The sequence below is a fragment of the Allorhizobium sp. GW101-3B10 genome (assembly GCF_059424725.1).
Genome location: NZ_JBWKZR010000001.1, coordinates 582528 through 599883, shown reverse-complemented (window position 1 = coordinate 599883; position 17356 = coordinate 582528). Strand labels below are relative to the sequence as shown.

The 17356-nt window shown below is 64.7% G+C and carries 21 protein-coding genes; 11 read left to right on the top strand and 10 right to left on the bottom strand.

Features of this window, described 5'->3' with window-relative positions; translation table 11 throughout:
- Positions 1–22: 22 nt before the first annotated feature.
- The 7 genes from AC07Y0_RS02765 to AC07Y0_RS02735 all read right to left on the bottom strand — a co-directional run bounded on the left by AC07Y0_RS02765 (position 23) and on the right by AC07Y0_RS02735 (position 8000).
- Positions 23–1666 (bottom strand): FAD-binding dehydrogenase, encoded by a 1644-nt coding sequence (locus AC07Y0_RS02765; RefSeq protein WP_498674303.1) that lies wholly within the window; start codon positions 1664–1666, stop codon positions 23–25.
- Positions 1667–1762: 96 nt separating this feature from the next.
- Entirely contained in the window at positions 1763–2794 is a 1032-nt protein-coding gene (locus AC07Y0_RS02760; RefSeq protein ID WP_498674299.1) for a peptidoglycan -binding protein, read from the bottom strand.
- Between the two features lie 2 nt (positions 2795–2796).
- Positions 2797–3831, bottom strand: coding sequence for a flagellar motor protein MotA (locus AC07Y0_RS02755; protein WP_498674297.1), 1035 nt, complete (start codon positions 3829–3831; stop codon positions 2797–2799).
- A gap of 102 nt (positions 3832–3933) precedes the next feature.
- Positions 3934–4734 (bottom strand): inositol monophosphatase family protein, encoded by an 801-nt coding sequence (locus AC07Y0_RS02750; protein ID WP_498674295.1) that lies wholly within the window; start codon positions 4732–4734, stop codon positions 3934–3936.
- Between the two features lie 146 nt (positions 4735–4880).
- Entirely contained in the window at positions 4881–6149 is a 1269-nt protein-coding gene (locus AC07Y0_RS02745) for an MgtC/SapB family protein (protein WP_498674294.1), read from the bottom strand.
- A gap of 28 nt (positions 6150–6177) precedes the next feature.
- A complete protein-coding gene (locus AC07Y0_RS02740; protein WP_498674292.1) occupies positions 6178–7338 on the bottom strand; it encodes a tetratricopeptide repeat protein in 1161 nt (386 codons plus the stop codon).
- 8 nt (positions 7339–7346) lie between these two features.
- A complete protein-coding gene (locus AC07Y0_RS02735) occupies positions 7347–8000 on the bottom strand; it encodes a thiamine phosphate synthase (RefSeq protein ID WP_498674291.1) in 654 nt (217 codons plus the stop codon).
- Positions 8001–8104: 104 nt separating this feature from the next.
- On the opposite strand from AC07Y0_RS02735, the gene AC07Y0_RS02730 reads away from it, so the two are divergent.
- Positions 8105–8872 (top strand): sulfite exporter TauE/SafE family protein, encoded by a 768-nt coding sequence (locus tag AC07Y0_RS02730; RefSeq protein WP_498674289.1) that lies wholly within the window; start codon positions 8105–8107, stop codon positions 8870–8872.
- Positions 8873–8951: 79 nt separating this feature from the next.
- Positions 8952–9212, top strand: coding sequence for an ArsR/SmtB family transcription factor (locus AC07Y0_RS02725; RefSeq protein ID WP_498674287.1), 261 nt, complete (start codon positions 8952–8954; stop codon positions 9210–9212).
- A gap of 135 nt (positions 9213–9347) precedes the next feature.
- Here the strand turns inward: AC07Y0_RS02725 and AC07Y0_RS02720 are convergent, their stop codons facing one another.
- On the bottom strand, positions 9348–9524 hold the full coding sequence (locus AC07Y0_RS02720; RefSeq protein WP_037172923.1) for a YdcH family protein: 177 nt from the start codon (positions 9522–9524) through the stop codon (positions 9348–9350).
- A gap of 237 nt (positions 9525–9761) precedes the next feature.
- Between AC07Y0_RS02720 and AC07Y0_RS02715 the strand changes: the two genes are divergently transcribed.
- The 6 genes from AC07Y0_RS02715 (at position 9762) to AC07Y0_RS02690 (ending at position 13715) form a co-directional block, all read left to right on the top strand.
- Positions 9762–9965 carry a YdcH family protein gene (locus AC07Y0_RS02715; protein WP_498674285.1) on the top strand — a complete coding sequence of 68 codons (204 nt, stop codon included), beginning with the start codon at positions 9762–9764 and terminating at the stop codon, positions 9963–9965.
- Positions 9966–9984: 19 nt separating this feature from the next.
- Positions 9985–10485 carry a 5-(carboxyamino)imidazole ribonucleotide mutase gene (gene purE, locus AC07Y0_RS02710; RefSeq protein ID WP_028736524.1) on the top strand — a complete coding sequence of 167 codons (501 nt, stop codon included), beginning with the start codon at positions 9985–9987 and terminating at the stop codon, positions 10483–10485.
- Entirely contained in the window at positions 10482–11549 is a 1068-nt protein-coding gene (locus tag AC07Y0_RS02705) for a 5-(carboxyamino)imidazole ribonucleotide synthase (RefSeq protein ID WP_498674283.1), read from the top strand. Before purE ends, AC07Y0_RS02705 begins: the two co-directional genes overlap by 4 nt.
- A gap of 176 nt (positions 11550–11725) precedes the next feature.
- Positions 11726–11851 carry a type B 50S ribosomal protein L36 gene (ykgO, locus tag AC07Y0_RS02700; RefSeq protein WP_003497670.1) on the top strand — a complete coding sequence of 42 codons (126 nt, stop codon included), beginning with the start codon at positions 11726–11728 and terminating at the stop codon, positions 11849–11851.
- 119 nt (positions 11852–11970) lie between these two features.
- Positions 11971–12582: a tetratricopeptide repeat protein gene (locus AC07Y0_RS02695; RefSeq protein WP_498674280.1), complete on the top strand. Its 612-nt coding sequence runs from the start codon at positions 11971–11973 to the stop codon at positions 12580–12582.
- Between the two features lie 89 nt (positions 12583–12671).
- The gene (locus tag AC07Y0_RS02690; RefSeq protein WP_498674278.1) at positions 12672–13715 is read left to right on the top strand and encodes an alpha/beta fold hydrolase; all 1044 of its coding nucleotides are present in this window, start codon (positions 12672–12674) and stop codon (positions 13713–13715) included.
- A gap of 80 nt (positions 13716–13795) precedes the next feature.
- Here AC07Y0_RS02690 and pyk read toward each other — a convergent pair whose 3' ends face one another.
- Together pyk and AC07Y0_RS02680 are read right to left on the bottom strand one after the other, a co-directional pair.
- Positions 13796–15235 (bottom strand): pyruvate kinase, encoded by a 1440-nt coding sequence (gene pyk, locus AC07Y0_RS02685; protein ID WP_498674275.1) that lies wholly within the window; start codon positions 15233–15235, stop codon positions 13796–13798.
- Positions 15235–15681, bottom strand: coding sequence for a DUF1036 domain-containing protein (locus AC07Y0_RS02680; RefSeq protein WP_454748826.1), 447 nt, complete (start codon positions 15679–15681; stop codon positions 15235–15237). Before AC07Y0_RS02680 ends, pyk begins: the two co-directional genes overlap by 1 nt.
- Before the next feature lie 230 nt (positions 15682–15911).
- Here AC07Y0_RS02680 and AC07Y0_RS02675 point away from each other — a divergent pair, with 230 nt between their 5' ends.
- From AC07Y0_RS02675 to AC07Y0_RS02665, 3 genes are all read left to right on the top strand, one after another.
- Positions 15912–16706 (top strand): N-formylglutamate amidohydrolase, encoded by a 795-nt coding sequence (locus AC07Y0_RS02675; protein WP_498674272.1) that lies wholly within the window; start codon positions 15912–15914, stop codon positions 16704–16706.
- 36 nt (positions 16707–16742) lie between these two features.
- Complete coding sequence (locus AC07Y0_RS02670; protein WP_498674270.1) at positions 16743–16859, top strand: hypothetical protein; 117 nt, start codon at positions 16743–16745, stop codon at positions 16857–16859.
- 170 nt (positions 16860–17029) lie between these two features.
- A complete protein-coding gene (locus AC07Y0_RS02665) occupies positions 17030–17296 on the top strand; it encodes a DUF2312 domain-containing protein (protein WP_498674268.1) in 267 nt (88 codons plus the stop codon).
- Positions 17297–17356: the final 60 nt, after the last annotated feature.

Sequence of the window (17356 nt, the reverse complement as noted above, 5' to 3'; positions counted from 1 at the left end):
TCCCGGTATTCCGTCGGAGCCCTCAGGCTCCGACGGAGCGGCCGGCGATCCGGCCGGAGAACAGGCAGCCACCGAGAAACGTGCCTTCCAGCGCATTGTAGCCATGGACCCCGCCCCCGCCGAAACCCGCCACCTCGCCCGCGGCATAGAGCCCCGGCACCGGCTTGTTGGTGTCGTCGAGCACCCGTGACGAAAGATCGGTGTGCAGGCCGCCCAGTGTCTTGCGGGTCAGGATATGCAGCCGGACGGCGATCAGCGGACCGGCCTTGGGATCGAGCAGCCGGTGCGGCTTTGCCGTGCGCATGAGCCGGTCGCCAATATAGTTGCGGGCACCGCGAATGGCGGTCACCTGGGCGTCCTTGTTGAAGGCATTGTCGATTTCGCGGTCGCGCGCCTCCACTTGGCTGCGCAGATGGTGGACGCCGATCCGGTGCTCCCCCGTCAGTTCGTTCATGCCCACGACCAGGTCTTCGAGCGTTTCGCGAACCACGAAGTCCTCTCCCTTGTCCATGAAGGCCTGAACCGGTCCGGGCGGGTTCTGGCCGAGGCGCTTCAGCAGCAGCCGGATGTTCTTGTCGGTCAGATCGGGGTTCTGTTCCGAGCCGGAGAGCGCGAATTCCCGCTTGATGATCGCCTTGTTGAGAATGAACCAGCTGTATTCCTCGCCCTTCGCGCGGATCGCCTTCAGCGTCGCCAGCGTGTCGAAGCCCGGTATGGCCGGCGCGGAAAAACGGTTGCCGCTGGCATCGCACCAGAAGGACGAAGGGCCAGGGAGGATGCGGATGCCGTGGTTCGGCCAGATCGGGTCGAAATTGCGGAGGCCTTCGGTATAGTGCCACATGCGGTCGCCGTTGATGATCTCCCCCCCGGCCGCGCGCGCGATGTCCAGCATCCGGCCGTCGACATATTGCGGCACGCCCGCGACCATGGACTTCGGCGGCGGCCCCAGACGCTGGACGGACCAGTTCTTGCGCACCAGGTCATGATTGCCGCCAATACCGCCCGACGAGACGATGACGGCGCCGGCCCTCAGCTCGAATTCGCCGACCACCGCGCGCGACGTCGCCGCGCCACGAGGGGCCGGATCGGTCGCCAGAATACTGCCGCGCGCGCCCTTGACCGCACGGTTGGTGACGATGAGTTGATCGACTTGATGACGGAAGCGGAAGACCAGGTTGCCACGCTGTTCTGCCGCCCGCGCACGCCGGACGAAGGGCGCCAGAACGGCCGGGCCGGTGCCCCAGGTGACATGGAAACGCGGCACGGAATTGCCGTGACCGTCGGCAAGCGAGCCGCCACGCTCGGCCCAGCCGACGACGGGGAACCATCGCACTCCCTGGCGATGCAGCCATTCGCGCTTCTCTCCCGCAGCGAATTCCAGATAGGCCTCGGCCCAATGGCGCGGCCAGTAGTCCTCGACGCGATCGAAACCGGCCGAGCCGAACCAGTCCTGCCGCGCCAGTTCGAAGTTGTCGCGTATGCCGAGGCGCCGTTGTTCGGGACTGTCGATGAAGAACAGACCTCCAAGCGACCAGAAGGCCTGTCCGCCGAGATTCTGCTCCCCCTCCTGGTCGACGACGCAGACCTTGAGCCCGCGTTCGGCGGCTTCGGTCGCAGCCACGAGCCCGGCCAGCCCTCCCCCGATCACCAGCACATCGTAGTTCATCCGGACTCTCCCTCGAATGTCGCCGCTTTTCTTACTTTTACGGGCACGTAAAGAGTCGCACAACCCAGCACTTCTACCAGTGCGGCGGCAGGACGATCATCGCTCGGTGAGCTTGAGTTCGATACGCCGATTCTGGGCTCGGGCTTCCACGCTGTCGCCCTCGGCGATCGGCTGGTTTTCGCCGAATCCGGCTGCCACCAGCCGATTGGACGGGACGCCCTTCGAGATTAGGTATTTGACCACGGAGATGGCGCGCGCGGCCGAGAGCTCCCAGTTGTCGGCATAGCGGCCCGATCCACTCAATGGCACGTTGTCGGTGTGGCCGTCGACGCGCAGCACCCAGTTGATCTCCGGCGGGATTTCCTTGGCGAGATCGAGCAAGGCGCTCGCAAGCTTCGCCATCTCGACTTCGCCCTCCGGATTGAGCACGTTGCCGCCGGACGGGAACAGGACTTCCGACTGGAAGACGAAGCGGTCGCCGACGATGCGGATGTTCTCCCGGTCGGAGAGGATTTCCCGCAGCCGACCGAAGAAGTCCGAACGATAGCGGTTGAGTTCCTGGACGCGCTGGGCGAGCGCGACATTCAGCCGCCGCCCGAGATCGGCGATCTTCACTTGCGCGTTCTGGTCCCGCGCTTCCGACGCCTGCAGCGCCTCCTCAACCGCCGCGATCTGGGCGCGGAGAGCGGCAATCTGCTGGTTGAGCAGGTCGATCTGGCTCATCGCCCGCTCACTCACCTGTTTTTCCGCTTCGAGTTCCTGGCTCAGGCGCCCGAGCTTCTGGTTGGCGACTTCCGTCGAGCCGGAGCCGGCGTCGAGCAATTGCTGCAGCCGGCTGCGTTCGCTCTCGGAAACGGAAAGCGAGGATTGCAGTGTGGCCAGGGTATCCTCGAGATCCTGCTTGCCGCTCTTCTCCAGGGCCAGCAACTGAGTCAGTTCGGCGATCTGGCTGTTCAAGCGGTTGAGCACCTCGTCCTTGCCGGTGATTTCGCGGCTGAGGATGAACTGCGCCAGTACGAAGACGGTGAGCAGGAACATGATGGCGAGGAGCAGCGTCGACAGCGCGTCGACGAAGCCCGGCCAATAGTCTACGCCCCTGTCGCGGCGGCGGTTGCGGCCGAGCGCCATGGCTACTTGCCCCCGCCCAGCTTGTCGTTGAGCTTTTCAAGCGTCTTGCGCATGGCGCGGGCGTCTTCCTGCTGCGCCTCGATCCAGTCGCGCAGCATCTGCTGCTCGTTGCGCATGTTCTTGACCAGTCCCTGGATACCCTCTGCCAGCCCGGCGATGGCGGCCACCGAACGGTCGCCGCCGCCGGCATTCTCACGGCTGGCAATCTTTGCCAGTTGGTCGACCAGCCGTTTGATGTCCTCCGCCGGCACGCCGGTCAGCGTGCCTGCCGGTGCGATGTCGGAATCGACGTCGGTCACCGACGAAAGCCAGTTTTCCAGCTCGGTATAGAACCGATTCTGCGCGCGTCCGGCCTGCAGGTCGAGGAAGCCGAGGATGAGCGAGCCGGAAAGGCCGAGCAGCGAGGACGAGAACGCCGTGCCCATGCCCGACAACGGCCCGGTCAGACCTGTCTTCATCGCCTGCAGCACGTCGGCACTGTCGCCCGCTCCCGGATCGAGCGACTGGATCACCTCGCTGATCGAGGCGATCGTGCCGAGCAGGCCCCAGAACGTGCCGAGAAGGCCGAGGAAGACGAGGAGACCGATCAGATAGCGCGAGGTGTCGCGTGATTCGTCGAGGCGGGTGGCGATCGAATCGAGGATGGAACGCAACGCCGTGGTCGAGATGGCCATCGAACGGCGGCCGCCGATCAGCGCCCGCATCGGCGCCAGCAGCCGCGGATCGCGGCCGACCCTGTCGGCATGGCCGGCAGCGCGGAAGGAATTGAACCAGCGCACCTCGGGCCTGAGCGCCAGCACGTGGTTGAAGACCAGCACGATGCCGACGGCCAGAACCCCCAGGATCAGGCCATTGAGGCCCGGGTTGGTGATGAACGCCGCATGCGCCTGGCGATAGAGGATGGCGGCGATGAATCCGACGATGATCAGGAAGATCACCATCGTCGTGAAGAAGGGCATAGGGCTGGAGAGCTTGTGACCGTATTCGCCCGGCGCGGCTTCCGCCGCCTCCAAATCCGCCAGCTTAACTTTCGCCATGTCGTCCGTAGCCTCCGGTAATCTGTGCGCCGGAGGCTAGTGGAAAATTGCGACGAATTGAAGCTAAAAGCCGCCGACCAGGGTCGACGGCTGTGTACAGGCTCAGGCCTTCGGGATCGGCCGCGCGAGCACTTCGATCAGCTGCTTGCGGATGTATTCGTTGCCGGCGACGACGGTGCCCGTGTGAAACATGTTGGTGCCGTCAAACATGTCGCTGACGAAACCACCAGCCTCGCGGATCAGCAGCAGGCCGGCCGCCATGTCCCACGGGTTGAGCTCGGCTTCCCAGAAGCCGTCGAGCCGGCCGGCGGCCACATAGGCAAAATCGAGCGCTGCCGCACCCATGCGGCGCACGCCGGCGACTTCGCCCATGACATGGCGCAGTTCAATCAGGAACTTGCCGTGTGCACCTCGGCCGAGATGGGGAATACCGCAACCGATGACGCAATCGGACAGCACCTTGCGCGCGGCGACCCGGATGCGACGGTCGTTGAGGAAGGCTCCACCGCCCTTTTCAGCGGTATAGAGCTCGTCGGTCGCCGGATTGAAGATGACGCCGGCGACGACTTCGCCATTGCGCTCGAGCGCGATGGAAACGGCGAACTGCGGAATGCCGTGCAGGAAGTTCGTCGTACCGTCCAGCGGATCGACGATCCAGCGATGGGCGCCGTCGGTGCCCTTGATCTCCTCGCTCTCCTCGCCGAGGAAACCATAGGTCGGACGTGCCTTCAGCAGTTCGTCGCGCACGATCTTCTCGGCCTTGATGTCGGCCTGCGAGACGAAGTCGCTCGGTCCCTTGACCGACACCTGCAGGTTCTGCACCTCGCCGAAATCGCGCGCCAGGGACTTGCCCGCCTTGAGCGCGGACTGAACCATGACATTGAGGAGTGCTGAACGGGCCATTTAGGGTTTCCTTGAAAGTGCGGCATGCGCCGGGAGACGGCGGCAGGAGCGGCGCGATGGTTCTCGGCGGCAGTTTGGGCGGTTCAAGACCACAAAAACAGCCGGAATTCAAGGGGCATCCACCAGCAGCCCCGCGACCGGCGTCCTTACGCAAGCCCGCCCAGGACCCAGGCGGCAAGCGCTGCCGCGCCAGAAAGCGCGGTCGCCGCCCACAGGTGCAGAGAAAAATGCAGGCTGCCGAAAAGGCTCCCATAGACCGCCTTGGCGGCCATGTTGCTTAAGACCGCGATACCGATGGCCTGCGCAGCCAGGCCGACATCCAGCGTCGGCAGCAGGCCCGCCACCGTGACGGTTGCGGCATCGACGTCGGCAAGGGCGGAAAGCGCAGAGGCGAAGATCAGGCCGGCATCGCCGAACTGCTGGGTCGCGGCACGCGCCAGAAAGGCGACGCCTGCCAGAAGCAGGGCCATCTTCGCAACGGCTGCGAGTTCGAACGGATTGGCCGGAATGCCCTGACCCCCGCTCGAAACGTGCTGCCTGGCGAGCACCAGCGCATAGAGCACCAGAACGAAAGCGGCGGCAATCAGCGGCCACAGAAGCGCCGCCAGCAGTGCGGGTGCAAGCGTTGCGACCAGCAGCGCCGTGCGCAGCAGCGACACCGCGCCGGCGCTGATCGCGCCCGCAATCAGCGTCAGCCCCGCCTCGCCGGCGCGGCTGCGGCGGGCAAAGGCGACGGTGGTGCCGGTCGAGGAGACCAGGCCGCCGATCGCGCCGGCCAGGACGTCGCCACGGATCGCGCCGAGCATCCTGACCGCGACATAACCGGCAAAGGAGATCGAGGCGAGCATGATGACGAGCAGGACGATGCTCTTCGGCGACACCCCGCCGAACGGCCCGTACGGCGTATCGGGGATGATCGGCAGCAGCACGAAGGTCATGGCAAGCAGGATGACCGCCGAGCGCAGTTCGATCCATTGCAGGCGCCGGATCGCCGCGTGGAGGAATTCCCGGCTCGCCAGGATGGCGATCAGCGCAGCCCCCCCGGCCGAGGCAAGCGCCATGTCGCCCAGCGCCGCAAGCGCGCCGAGCCCAAAGGTCAGGATGGCGGCGATGACGGATGTGACGCTGTAGGATTTCTCGGCAATCGCCTCGCGCATTTCGAAGACGGCCATGACAGTGGCGATGGCGATCAGGAAGCCGGTGAGCGCGATACCCGGATAGGCCGACGCGACGCCGAAGCTTTTTTCGATCAGTCCGGCAACCCCGCCGGCCATGCCGAACATGGTGAAGGTGCGAATGCCGGCCGTACGCGCGCCCTCTGGCGCGTCCTTTTCGCGCCAGTGGCGCTCGACCCCGACGGCCGCGCCGATGGCGATCGCCAGTCCGAGGCGTTGGTAGAGTTCGACATGGTCCACACCCACCCCCTTGCGCCTGCGGCCGCCGTCAGCCGCGCCGGAACTTGTTCGCCGCGTCGATCGCCTTCTTCTGCTCTTCGTCGGTCAGACCGAGATAAAAATCTTCGAGCGCCGGATCCTTCAGCCCGGCCCGCCGCGACAGGACGTACCACTTGGCCGCCTCGATCGGGTCGGGGCGCGTGCCGAGCGCGTTGACATAGAGATGGGCGATCCGATTCTGTGCGATGACATTGCCGCGATTGGCGGCGGTGTTCAGCCACCGGAAGCCTTCGTCATAGTTGCGTTCGCCGGCGATGCCGTTGACCAGCCAGATGCCGATGTCGAGCTGGGCGGTGTCGAAGCCTGCCTTCGCCGACCGTTCGAGCCAGTAGCGCGCCTTGCTGCGCTTCTCCTGGGGCAGGTCCTTCAGCGATTCGTAGATCTGCGCCACCGCATATTGCGCATCGGCGATACCGCCCTCGGCCGCCTTCTCATAATAGGGCAAAGCCAGGGAGAGACCCTTGGGACCGCGATTGTCGGCAACCAGGGTCTGTGCCCAGTTAAACTGCGCCGAGCCGTTTCCTGCGTCCGCCGCCTTGCGCATATATTCGTCGGCCTTGGCCTTGTCGTGCGGGACGACCTTGCCTTCCATCAAGAGCATTGCGTACTTGAACATGGCGGCCGGATCGCCGCCGGCGGCCGCCTGGCCGTACCAGAAGGCCGCGCCCTTCACGTCCTTCTTGATGCCGAGCCCACGGTCCATCAGCTCGGCAAGCAGGGTCTGTGCCGCGGGATCGCCGAGCTGGGCGCGCGGTAACGCCTTGTCGACCGCCGTCAGGAAGAAGCCCCGCTGGAAGGCACCATAGGCCTCGTCGACTTTCCCCTTGTATTCCGGCTCAGGCGGCAGCTCCGGAAGGGGAGCCCCCATCCGGGCGTAGATGTTGATGCCTTGCGGCTCCTTCTCGCCTTCCGCCGCTTCCCGCTTTTCCGCAGCCTCGGAACCCGGTCGCGCGCTCCGGTCGAGCGTTCCGTCCGCCCCCGCCGGCTGGTCCCCGCGCTCCAGAACCCGCACGTCGGATGGCGCGAGCGGCCGCATCGGCGGACGATCGAAGGCCTGCTGCGCATGCGGGGAATCCGGCACGGCGACGGTGGCTGCGAGGCACGCAGCAAGAGCGAACAGCACGGGCCGATGGAAAAGACTGGAGCGCATGATGCGTATCAATCTTCAAACCGTGGCGCTTTTTCGTCAAGCTCGGCATTCACCCGCGCGACGACCGTCGCAGCAAGGGCCGGATCGGCAAAGACCGCCTCGCGCAGCGCCACGAATTCGACGCCGGCTTCGGCGACGGCAAGCGCGGATGCCGGATCCTGTCCGCCCATGACGATGCTGGGGATAGCGATCATCGACGACCACCATTCGCCGAGCGCGAGGTTCTTCGAATGCGCCTCCGGCTTGATGTCGCCGTCGAGCTTGCCGAAGAAGATATAGTCGGGCTGCACCTCGCCGATCTCCAGCGCATGGTGCCGGTCCATGGCATTGCCGCCACCGACGATCATCTTCGGCGCGTGCTTCTCTTTCGCATCCGCAAGTGCTGCCGCATTGCCGCTGATATGCAGGCCGTCGGCCTTTGCCCGTCCGGCAACCCGGCTGTTGTCGACGACGAGCGCGGCGGCCCCGGCATCCTGGATGAGCGGCACGAGCAGTTCGGCATGCTTCTGGAAGGCCGCGTCATCGAGGCCGTATTGCGGGATGATGACCGACGCGACGTCGCCGCCCTTCAGCGCATCGCCGACCACGCGCGCCTTTTCCTCGGCGCCGGCGATGTCGGGAACGATCAGGACGAGACGGCAGCGATCTTCGGGACTGGTCATGAGTGGATCCGTTTCCGGAAGGACGCAGCTTTCTCCGCGTTCCTCCCTCGTTTTGCGTGAGTAAATCCGATAGACCGGTCCTTCGAAAGGATCAACCGAAACAAATGAGTCCCGATCTGCTGTTCTATGCCGCGGCCATTCCCGCGGTGGCTCTCGTCGGCCTGTCGAAAGGCGGCCTGGGCGGAGCCTTCGCCCTGATCGGCGTGCCCTTGCTCGCCATGGTCGTGCCGCCGATGCAGGCGGCAGCGATCTTCCTGCCCATCCTGCTGGTGATGGATGCGGTGGCGCTTTGGGCCTGGCGGCGCCACAACAACCGCCCTACCCTACTCGCCATGCTGCCCGGCGGCATTCTCGGCATCGCGATCGGCTGGGCGACGTCCGCCTATGTTTCGGTCAACGTCATGCGCCTGCTGCTCGGCGGCATCTCCCTGCTGTTCGCCCTGCGCTATTTCATCGAAGCGGCCCGCAAGACCCCGAAGGCGACGCCCGCCGCTGCACCCGAGCGACCCGTGGCCGCGACCCTGTGGGGCACGCTGTCCGGCTATGGCAGCTTCGTCGCCCATGCCGGCGGCCCGCCGTTCCAGATCTACACCCTGCCACTGCGCCTCGATCCGCTTGCCTATACCGGCACCAGCACCCGCTTCTTCGCCATCATGAATGCGGTCAAGGTGCTGCCATACTTCGCGCTCGGGGAACTGGGCGCCGCAAACCTGACACTGTCGGCGACGCTTCTGCCGATCGCGCTCGTTTCCACCCTCATCGGCGCCCGGCTCGTGCACTATCTGAAGCCTGCCCTTTTCTACCCGCTGATGTACGGCATGGTGCTGATCGCCGGCAGCAAGCTGCTCTATGACGGGGTCACCGGACTATAGGCAAACAGTCCGGCGCGCGGCGTTTGCTGCACCGCACAATGCGCTTGCCGGAACCCCGAGATTGACGTAATCTGAACCTATGTCGAACCTGGACCCTTTCGTCGCGATCGCCGACCCGCACCGCCGGCACCTGCTGGAGGTGTTGCGGCGCGCGCCCACAACGGTCAACGAACTGGCAAGCGGTCTGCCGATCAGCAGACCCGCGGTCTCCCAGCACCTCAAGGCCCTGCTCGACTGCAATCTCGTGACGGTGACGTCGGAGGGAACGCGGCGGATCTACTCGGTCAACCGCCCGGGCTTCGACCGCCTCAACATGTGGCTTGACCAGTTCTGGTCGTAACCTCACCCGCCTAGGCAAAAAGAAGCCCCGAAAACCGTTCTGGTTTCCGGGGCGTTGATCTCATGATATCTCAGTGGATGTTCCGTCGGCCGCAATCTGCCTTGAGGCGATCTCCAGCCGGCGTGCATGGGAAAATCAGTGTCTGGTCGACGCCCTGAGGCGTTCCATTTCGTCCTTGATACGCAACTTGAGCCGCTTGAGTTCGGCGATGTGCTGGTCGTTGATGGAGGGAGACGTAAGAGCGGTATGGAGCTTCTCCTCAAGAGCACCGTGCTTCTTTTCGAGCGATTCAAGATGAGCCTGCATGGTCATTTGACACGTCCTTCCTTTCGCCTACCTCCAGCCCTCACAACGCTGGAGTCTCAGGCTTTGCGAAAGTAATGTGACACGAAGAATGGGTTTTGTCGAAGGCGAAATCGGGGAGAAAGCGCGGCAAATTCGCTGACAGGGATAACTTCCCGTTACCAGTATTTGGTGATAGGAGCTTGCGCGAATCTTGGACGCATCCCACAAAATGGATACGTTGAAAGCGAGAATGGGGACACACTAATGGCCGATCAGGAACAGGCGGACATTCGGCTGGCGCTCGCGCGGCTTCGGCAGGAGCACGAAGACTATGACGCCGCCATCAATGCCATGATCGTCACCGGCTGCGACGCCTTGAGAATCCAGCGGATGAAGAAGAAGAAACTGGGAATCAAGGACAAGTTGACTTCCCTTGAGGACCAGATCATCCCCGACATCATCGCGTGAACAGGCAAGGACCGCCACGATGACCGAAGAACGCCCGCCCGTCGCCATCATCATGGGCAGCCAGTCCGACTGGGAAACCATGAAGAACGCCGCCGATACGCTGGACGTGCTGGGCGTCGGCTACGAGGCGCGCATCGTCTCGGCCCACAGGACCCCCGACCGCCTGGTCGCCTTCGCCAAGGGCGCCCGCGACGAGGGTTTCCAGGTCATCATCGCCGGTGCCGGCGGCGCGGCCCATCTTCCGGGCATGACCGCCGCCATGACACCGCTGCCGGTCTTCGGCGTTCCGGTCCAGTCGAAGGCGCTTTCCGGTCAGGACAGCCTGCTCTCCATCGTTCAGATGCCGGCCGGCATTCCGGTGGGCACGCTTGCCATCGGCAAGGCCGGTGCCGTCAATGCCGCGCTGCTCGCGGCCGCCGTGCTCGCCCTGCATGACGAGGATCTCGCCGAACGGCTCGACGAATGGCGCGCGCGCCAGAGCGCCGCGGTTGCCGAATACCCGATGGACGAAACCCCATGAGCGCCCGCACGATCGGCATCATCGGCGGCGGACAGCTCGGCCGCATGCTCGCCATGGCCGCCGCACGCCTGAACTTCCGCACCGTGATCCTCGAGCCGCAGGCCGGCTGCCCCGCGGCCCAGGTCGCCAACAGCCAGATCACCGCAGCCTACGCCGATCCGCTGGCGCTCGCCGAGCTCGCAGCGGCCTGCGACATCGTCACCTACGAATTCGAGAACGTGCCGGTCGAGGCTGCGGAAACGCTCGCCCGCAACGTGCCGGTCTATCCGCCGCCGCGCGCGCTGGAAGTCGCCCAGGATCGGCTGACGGAAAAGCGCTTCCTGAACGATTGCGGTATCCCGACCGCGCGCTTTCACCCCGTGGACAGCCAGGAAGCGCTGGAAGCCGCCCTTGCCGATTTCGGCGGACACGGCGTGCTGAAGACCCGCCGCCTCGGCTATGACGGCAAGGGACAGCGGGTCTTCCGCTCCCCTGCCGACAGCCCGGAAGGCGCGTTTTCCGCGCTCGGCAACGTGCCGCTGATTCTCGAAAGCTTCGTGCCCTTCGAGCGCGAGATCTCGATCATCGCGGCGCGCGCCATCGATGGGACGGTCGCCGCCTACGACCCCGCTGAGAACGTCCATCGCGACGGCATTCTCGACACCTCGACCCTGCCGGCGCGAATCGGCGCAACAACGGCTGCGGCCGCGCGCGAATCGGCCAGCAAGCTTCTGGCCGCCCTCGATTATGTCGGCGTGGTGGGAATCGAATTCTTCGTGCTGCCCGACGGCAGCCTGGTTGCCAACGAGATCGCCCCGCGCGTCCACAATTCCGGCCACTGGACGGAGGCGGCTTGCGTGGTTTCGCAGTTCGAACAGCACATCCGGGCGATCACCGGCTTGCCGCTCGGCGACACGGCGCGCCATTCCGATTGCGTGATGACCAACCTGATCGGCGACGACCTGAACGACCTTCCCATGTGGCTTTCCAGGCCGAATGTACTGGTCCATCTCTACGGCAAGACCGAAGCCCGGCCCGGCCGCAAGATGGGTCACGTCACCAAAATTACGCGCGCCAAGGGCTGAAAAAGCCGGAAAAATCCGGGTTCTCGCCGTTGAATCAGGGCGGGGCCGGTTGACACGAAGGGTCGGGACGGAGTATCTGCCACCAACCCTTTAAGAGCGCGCCCCGTAGCGCGCTTTTGATTGATCGAGACAATGGCGGGTGAACCATTCGCCGATAACCTTTGCGGACCAGTAAAATGAAGATCAAGAACTCGCTGAAAGCGCTCAAGGCCCGTCATCGCGACAACCGTCTGGTTCGCCGCAAGGGCCGCGTATACATCATCAACAAGCAGAACCCGCGCTTCAAGGCTCGTCAGGGCTGAGGCATGGGCGCCGCTTTCGAGCGGTGCTGCTTCTTCGCCTGACGGGACCTCGCGGTCCAATATCGTCGATAGCGAAGAATTGAGTTTGAAAGCCGGCGCAAGCGGATTACCTTATCCGCATGCGCCGTTTTCGTATTTGTGCCCCACTCATCTCTCTCCTGCTGCTCGCACCCTCCCAAGGGTCGCCTGCCCTGGCGCAGGACGGCGCATCGGAAACCGTATCGCTTGATTCGCCGGCAGCGAGCCAGGCGCCCAAGGGCGTGGACGAACTGATCACCGCACTGAAGCGCGAGCGCGATCCCGAAGCGGCCAATCGCCTCACCGAAGACCTGATGGAGACGTGGAACGACTCGGACAGCGCGACGGTCGATCTGCTGATGCAGTGGGCTCTGACGGCCGCCTCCGAGAAGCGCAACGCCGCGGCGCTGGATTTTCTCGACCAGGCCATTGTGCTGAAACCCGATTTCGTCGGCGCCTGGAACCAGCGGGCGACCCTCCACTACACCATGGGCAATTACAAGAAGGCAGTGTCCGACATCAATCGCGTGCTGGCGCTGGAGCCGCGCCATTTCGGCGCGCTGGCCGGCCTTGCAGCGATCCTCAGCGAGCGCGGCAGCGAAGAGATGGCACTGAAGGCCTGGGAACGCTACCTCGAGATCTACCCCGCCGACCGCCAGGCCCAGGAGATCGTGACCAAGCTCTCGGAAAAACTGGCCGGCAGCCGGACGTGATTCCCCAACGCTACCGCCGCCGATTCGCAGCCCCGCCCTGCGCCATCCCTGCTCACCCGCCCCAGACTCGAACCGCCCGTATCCGCTCCATGCTGCTGACCGCCCTCACCTCCCTCGTCGCCATTGCTTCGGCCTCCGCGGCCGGCACGGCACTGCGCGCCCGCGCCATCGAGGCGGGCGCCACCAATATCGGCACGTCCACCGATGTCGGAGGCTCTTCCATGAACGCGCTGCATGTCCCGGCGGGCGCCGAGGCGGAACTGCCGCCGATCGTCTTCATTCATGGCGCAAGCGGCAATCTGCGCGACCAGGCCACAACCTTCCTCGGTCCTCTCCAGGGCCGCGCCGAGCTGCTCTTCGTCGATCGCCCGGGCCATGGCTATTCCGAACGCGGCGGGCCGGAGAACGCCTTCCCGGACGGTCAGGCGTCAGCCATCGCCCGCCTGATGGAGAAGCGCGGCATCAATCAAGCCATCATCGTCGGCCATTCCTTCGGCGGCGCGATCGCCGCAAGCTTCGGCGTGCTCTATCCGGAAAAGACCGCCGGGCTGCTGTTTCTCGCTCCAGCCACGCATCCCTGGCCGGGCGGCATCGACTGGTACTACAATCTGGCGTCGACGCCGGTGGTGGGCCCTCTGTTCTGCCACACCATTGCGCTGCATGCCGGCATGGCGCGGCTCGAGGCAGCGACCCGCGGCGTCTTTGCCCCCAATCCGCGCCCGGAGACCTATGTCGGCGACACGGCCCCTGCCCTCGTGCTGCGTCCAGCCGCCTTCTGCGCCAACGCCACCGACGTCGCCAATCTTCAGGGCTACGTCACGCGCTTTGCCCCACGCTACCGCGAGATCACGGCGCCGACGGTGATCGTCACGGGCGACAGCGACGACATCGTGCTGGAGGAGATCCATTCGCGCGGGCTGGCGCGCGACATAACCGGCTCCGAACTCGTCTGGATCAAGGGACTGGGCCACAAGCCGGACTATGCGGCACGGGACGTCGCCATCGCCGCGATCGAGAAGATCGCCGGCCGTCAGCGCGACCTGCAGGCCATGGCAAGGGAGCTGGAGCCGCAACTCGCTGCGACCCGTGTTGCCCCGCCGGTCATGCGCCCGGGATTGCAGGCCGGCCAGTAGACCGGACGCGATCAGCCGACCAAAGCCCAAAAGAAAAGCCGCCCGGAGGCGGCTTTCCAAACGGGATGGCCAGAGGACCGTCAGACACCCGACAGGCCGTCCGAACCGATATAGGCGATGCGCAGCATGTTGGTGGCGCCCGGCGTTCCGAGCGGCACGCCGGCGGAGATGATGACGCGGTCGCCCGGCTTGCCGAAACCTTCGGCGACGACGATGCGGCAGGCGCGGTTCACCATGTCGTCGAGATCGGTCGGCTCTTCGGAGACGACGCAGTGCAGGCCCCACACGACCGACAGGCGGCGTGCCGTCTGGATGACCGGTGAAAGGGCGATGATCGGCACTTCGGGACGCTCGCGCGCTGCACGAAGACCGGTATTGCCCGACGAGGTATAACAGACGATCGACGTGAGCTTCAGCGTCTCGGCGATCTGGCGGGCGGCGAGCGAGATCGCGTCCGCGCCGGTCGCTTCCGGCTGGGCGCGCTGGGCGTAGATGATGCCCGGGTAATGCGGCTCGCGCTCAACCGTGCGGGCGATCGACGCCATGGTCGAGACCGCTTCAACCGGATACTGGCCAGAGGCCGATTCGGCCGACAGCATGATGGCATCGGCACCTTCGAACACGGCGGTCGCGACGTCGGAAACTTCGGCGCGGGTTGGCACAGGCGCCGAGATCATCGATTCGAGCATCTGCGTTGCCACGACCACCGGCTTGCCGGCCCGGCGGCAGGCGCGGATCAGCTGCTTCTGCAGGCCGGGAACGGCTTCCAGCGGCATTTCCACGCCGAGGTCGCCACGCGCCACCATCAAAGCGTCGGACAATTCGATGATCTCGTCAATCCGCTCGATCGCCTGCGGCTTTTCGATCTTCGACATCAGGCCGACGCGGCCGCGGGCGATCTTGCGCACTTCGGCAAGGTCTTCCGGGCGCTGGATGAAGGAGAGCGCCACCCAATCGACTTCATTGGTCGCCAGCACGGCATCGAGGTCGGCATGGTCCTTGTCGGTCAAGGCGCCGACGGCCAGCAGCGTGTCGGGCAGGCTGACACCTTTGCGGTCGGAAATCTTCGTGCCGGAAACGACGGTGGTAACGATGCTCTTGCCGTCGCATTTTTCGGCGCGCAGGTGCAGCTTGCCGTCGTCGATCAGCAGACGATGGCCGGGCTTCACCGAGGTGAGGATTTCCGGATGCGGCAGGAAGACGCGCGTGTTGTCGCCCGGCTCGTCCTTGTTGTCGAGCGTGAAGGTCTGGCCCGGCTTCAGCTCCACCGTGGTGTCGGCGAACTTGCCGACGCGCAGCTTCGGCCCCTGCAGGTCGGCGAGAATGCCGATCGGGCGGCCGCATTCGGCTTCGACCGACCGGATCTTGGCGATCAGGCTGCGCATCACATCGTGGCTCGCATGGCTCATGTTGATGCGGAACAGGTCGGCACCCGCCTCATGCAGCTTGCGGATCATCGCTTCGTCGGACGAGGCCGGCCCAAGTGTTGCGAGGATCTTCACTTTGCGATTACGCTTCATCAGTTCTGGCTTTCCTGCGTGCCGGGCGTATCGGAAAGCTGGACCATCCAGCTGCCCTGACGGCCCGTGTCGTATTCCTTGAATCCCATCTGCTGGTAGCCGCGTGCGAAGCAGTCCTGCACGCCGACGATCTTGAACTCGTTCTCGGCGGCGCACATGTTGATGTCGCCCGTCCAGCGTCCGCCGCGGGCAGCATCTTCGGCATAGAGATAGTAGTAGCGTGATTGCAGTTCGCCTTCGATCAGCGTCGCGCAGGTGGAGGCCGGAACCTGCCACCAGCCTTCGGTGATCCAGCCTTCCGTCGCGCGATAGCCGATCGCCACGCCGACAAGGTTCTGCGTACCGTTGCAGACCCTGAATTCGGCATGGGCCGCGCCTGCCGCGAACAGCGGCGCAATCAATGCGCTGGCGATGAGAAATTGTCTGAGATGACGCGCGCTCCCCAGGGCGCTTGGAATTCTATCTTGCTTCAGCACGGTTTCCGCCGGAACTCCATGTTTGTGCGTCGACTGCTTTCTTGCGATGATGGCATAGGAAAGTCAACGCAATTCTAATCGATTATATTTTTGACATAAACCATCGACCGCGATCTTGGCACAAACGTGGCCTGGACGAAAGCTTGCGCTCGCCTTTCCCCCATGTCATCAAGCCGCCACCCCTTTTTCGGCAGTGCCCCATGCAAGACTTCACGCCTTTCGAAATCCTCCCCGGCCGGTATGACAGTGGCCTCGTGCTGCTCGCCGACCATGCGATGAACCGCCTGCCGGAGCGCTATGGCCGCCTGGGTCTTCCCGAGACAGCGTTCTCCCGGCACATCGCCTACGACATCGGCATCGAGGCGCTGACCCGCACGCTTTCCGCAAGGCTCGACGTTCCCACCGTGCTCGGCTGTTTCTCGCGCCTGCTGATCGATCCGAACCGGGGCGAGGACGATCCGACGCTGATCATGAAGATCTCCGATGGCGCGATCATCCCGGGCAATCATCCGATCAGCACCGAGGAATGGAACCACCGCATCGAGGTATTTCATCGCCCCTATCACGATGCCGTCAGCCGGACGATCGCGGCCACGGCCGAGGCGACCGGCCATGCGCCGCTGGTTCTGTCGCTGCATTCCTTCACCCCCGCCTGGAAGGGCGTGCCCCGCCCCTGGCATGCCGCCGTGCTGTGGGATACGGACCACCGCGCCGTCGAGCCCCTGATCCGGCATCTGCGCGCGCCCGGCGACATCGTCGTCGGCGACAACGAGCCCTATGACGGCGCCCTGAAGGGCGACACTATGTACCGCCACTGCATGATGGCAGGCATACCGCACGCGCTGCTGGAAGTACGGCAGAACCTGATCGGCGACGATGCGGGCGTGGCCGCCTGGGCCGACAGGCTCGCGCCAATCTTCGAAAGCCTCAACGCCGATCCGGCGCTGCACCGCTACGAGCTCCATCCGTCGCGCACCGGCGCCTATCCCGAATAGGCGCCCCACGGCGAGGGCCTTCGTTCCCTTGTGGATATGGCGGGATTTTGCCGCAATTGCCTGCCCAATGGATGTCGCGGCGCCGTTCGAAAGGCCGGCGCCGAGCTGACCCGCAACCCGCCGCGCAAGATCGCCGGCAGCCCATCTTGTTGAAGGACGAAAGGCGCGCCACCGGAGCGAGGCGACGGATGCGCAGAAGCCGCATGCGAGAGCAACAAACTGCGCGCCGGAAAAAAGCTCGCACGATAGGTCTTGACGCGAGCCCCGCTTCGCGGCAGGTCAGCCCCACCGAATGAAATTGCCGCTATTCAAGGAGAATGCCCATGTCTGATGCCGCACACGGCGTCGCCCGCGACCAGCTCCGCGCCTTCGTCGAGCGCATCGAGCGCCTCGAAGAAGAAAAGAAAACCATCGCCGACGACATCAAGGACGTCTATGGCGAAGCCAAGTCCATGGGCTTCGACACCAAGATCCTGAAAAAAGTGATCGCGCTGCGCAAGAAGGACGAGCAGGAGCGCATGGAAGAGGATCTCATCCTCGACACCTACTTGCACGCCCTCGGCATGATTGAGACCCCGCCGGAAGCATGATCCGGCCCATCGCTTGCAGAAGACAAAAACCGCCGGATCGCCCGGCGGTTTTTTTTATGG

Coding starts and splice junctions, on each gene's coding strand:
- AC07Y0_RS02670 (WP_498674270.1), top strand. CDS start 16,743: ATGGCGGGATTTTGCCGCAATTGCCTGCCCAATGGATGTCGCGGCGCC.
- AC07Y0_RS02705 (WP_498674283.1), top strand. CDS start 10,482: ATGAGCGCCCGCACGATCGGCATCATCGGCGGCGGACAGCTCGGCCGC.
- AC07Y0_RS02715 (WP_498674285.1), top strand. CDS start 9,762: ATGGCCGATCAGGAACAGGCGGACATTCGGCTGGCGCTCGCGCGGCTT.
- pyk (WP_498674275.1), bottom strand. CDS start 15,235: ATGAAGCGTAATCGCAAAGTGAAGATCCTCGCAACACTTGGGCCGGCC.
- AC07Y0_RS02760 (WP_498674299.1), bottom strand. CDS start 2,794: ATGGCGCTCGGCCGCAACCGCCGCCGCGACAGGGGCGTAGACTATTGG.
- AC07Y0_RS02695 (WP_498674280.1), top strand. CDS start 11,971: ATGCGCCGTTTTCGTATTTGTGCCCCACTCATCTCTCTCCTGCTGCTC.
- AC07Y0_RS02665 (WP_498674268.1), top strand. CDS start 17,030: ATGTCTGATGCCGCACACGGCGTCGCCCGCGACCAGCTCCGCGCCTTC.
- ykgO (WP_003497670.1), top strand. CDS start 11,726: ATGAAGATCAAGAACTCGCTGAAAGCGCTCAAGGCCCGTCATCGCGAC.
- purE (WP_028736524.1), top strand. CDS start 9,985: ATGACCGAAGAACGCCCGCCCGTCGCCATCATCATGGGCAGCCAGTCC.
- AC07Y0_RS02765 (WP_498674303.1), bottom strand. CDS start 1,666: ATGAACTACGATGTGCTGGTGATCGGGGGAGGGCTGGCCGGGCTCGTG.
- AC07Y0_RS02755 (WP_498674297.1), bottom strand. CDS start 3,831: ATGGCGAAAGTTAAGCTGGCGGATTTGGAGGCGGCGGAAGCCGCGCCG.
- AC07Y0_RS02750 (WP_498674295.1), bottom strand. CDS start 4,734: ATGGCCCGTTCAGCACTCCTCAATGTCATGGTTCAGTCCGCGCTCAAG.
- AC07Y0_RS02740 (WP_498674292.1), bottom strand. CDS start 7,338: ATGCGCTCCAGTCTTTTCCATCGGCCCGTGCTGTTCGCTCTTGCTGCG.
- AC07Y0_RS02720 (WP_037172923.1), bottom strand. CDS start 9,524: ATGACCATGCAGGCTCATCTTGAATCGCTCGAAAAGAAGCACGGTGCT.
- AC07Y0_RS02735 (WP_498674291.1), bottom strand. CDS start 8,000: ATGACCAGTCCCGAAGATCGCTGCCGTCTCGTCCTGATCGTTCCCGAC.
- AC07Y0_RS02690 (WP_498674278.1), top strand. CDS start 12,672: ATGCTGCTGACCGCCCTCACCTCCCTCGTCGCCATTGCTTCGGCCTCC.
- AC07Y0_RS02725 (WP_498674287.1), top strand. CDS start 8,952: ATGTCGAACCTGGACCCTTTCGTCGCGATCGCCGACCCGCACCGCCGG.
- AC07Y0_RS02675 (WP_498674272.1), top strand. CDS start 15,912: ATGCAAGACTTCACGCCTTTCGAAATCCTCCCCGGCCGGTATGACAGT.
- AC07Y0_RS02730 (WP_498674289.1), top strand. CDS start 8,105: ATGAGTCCCGATCTGCTGTTCTATGCCGCGGCCATTCCCGCGGTGGCT.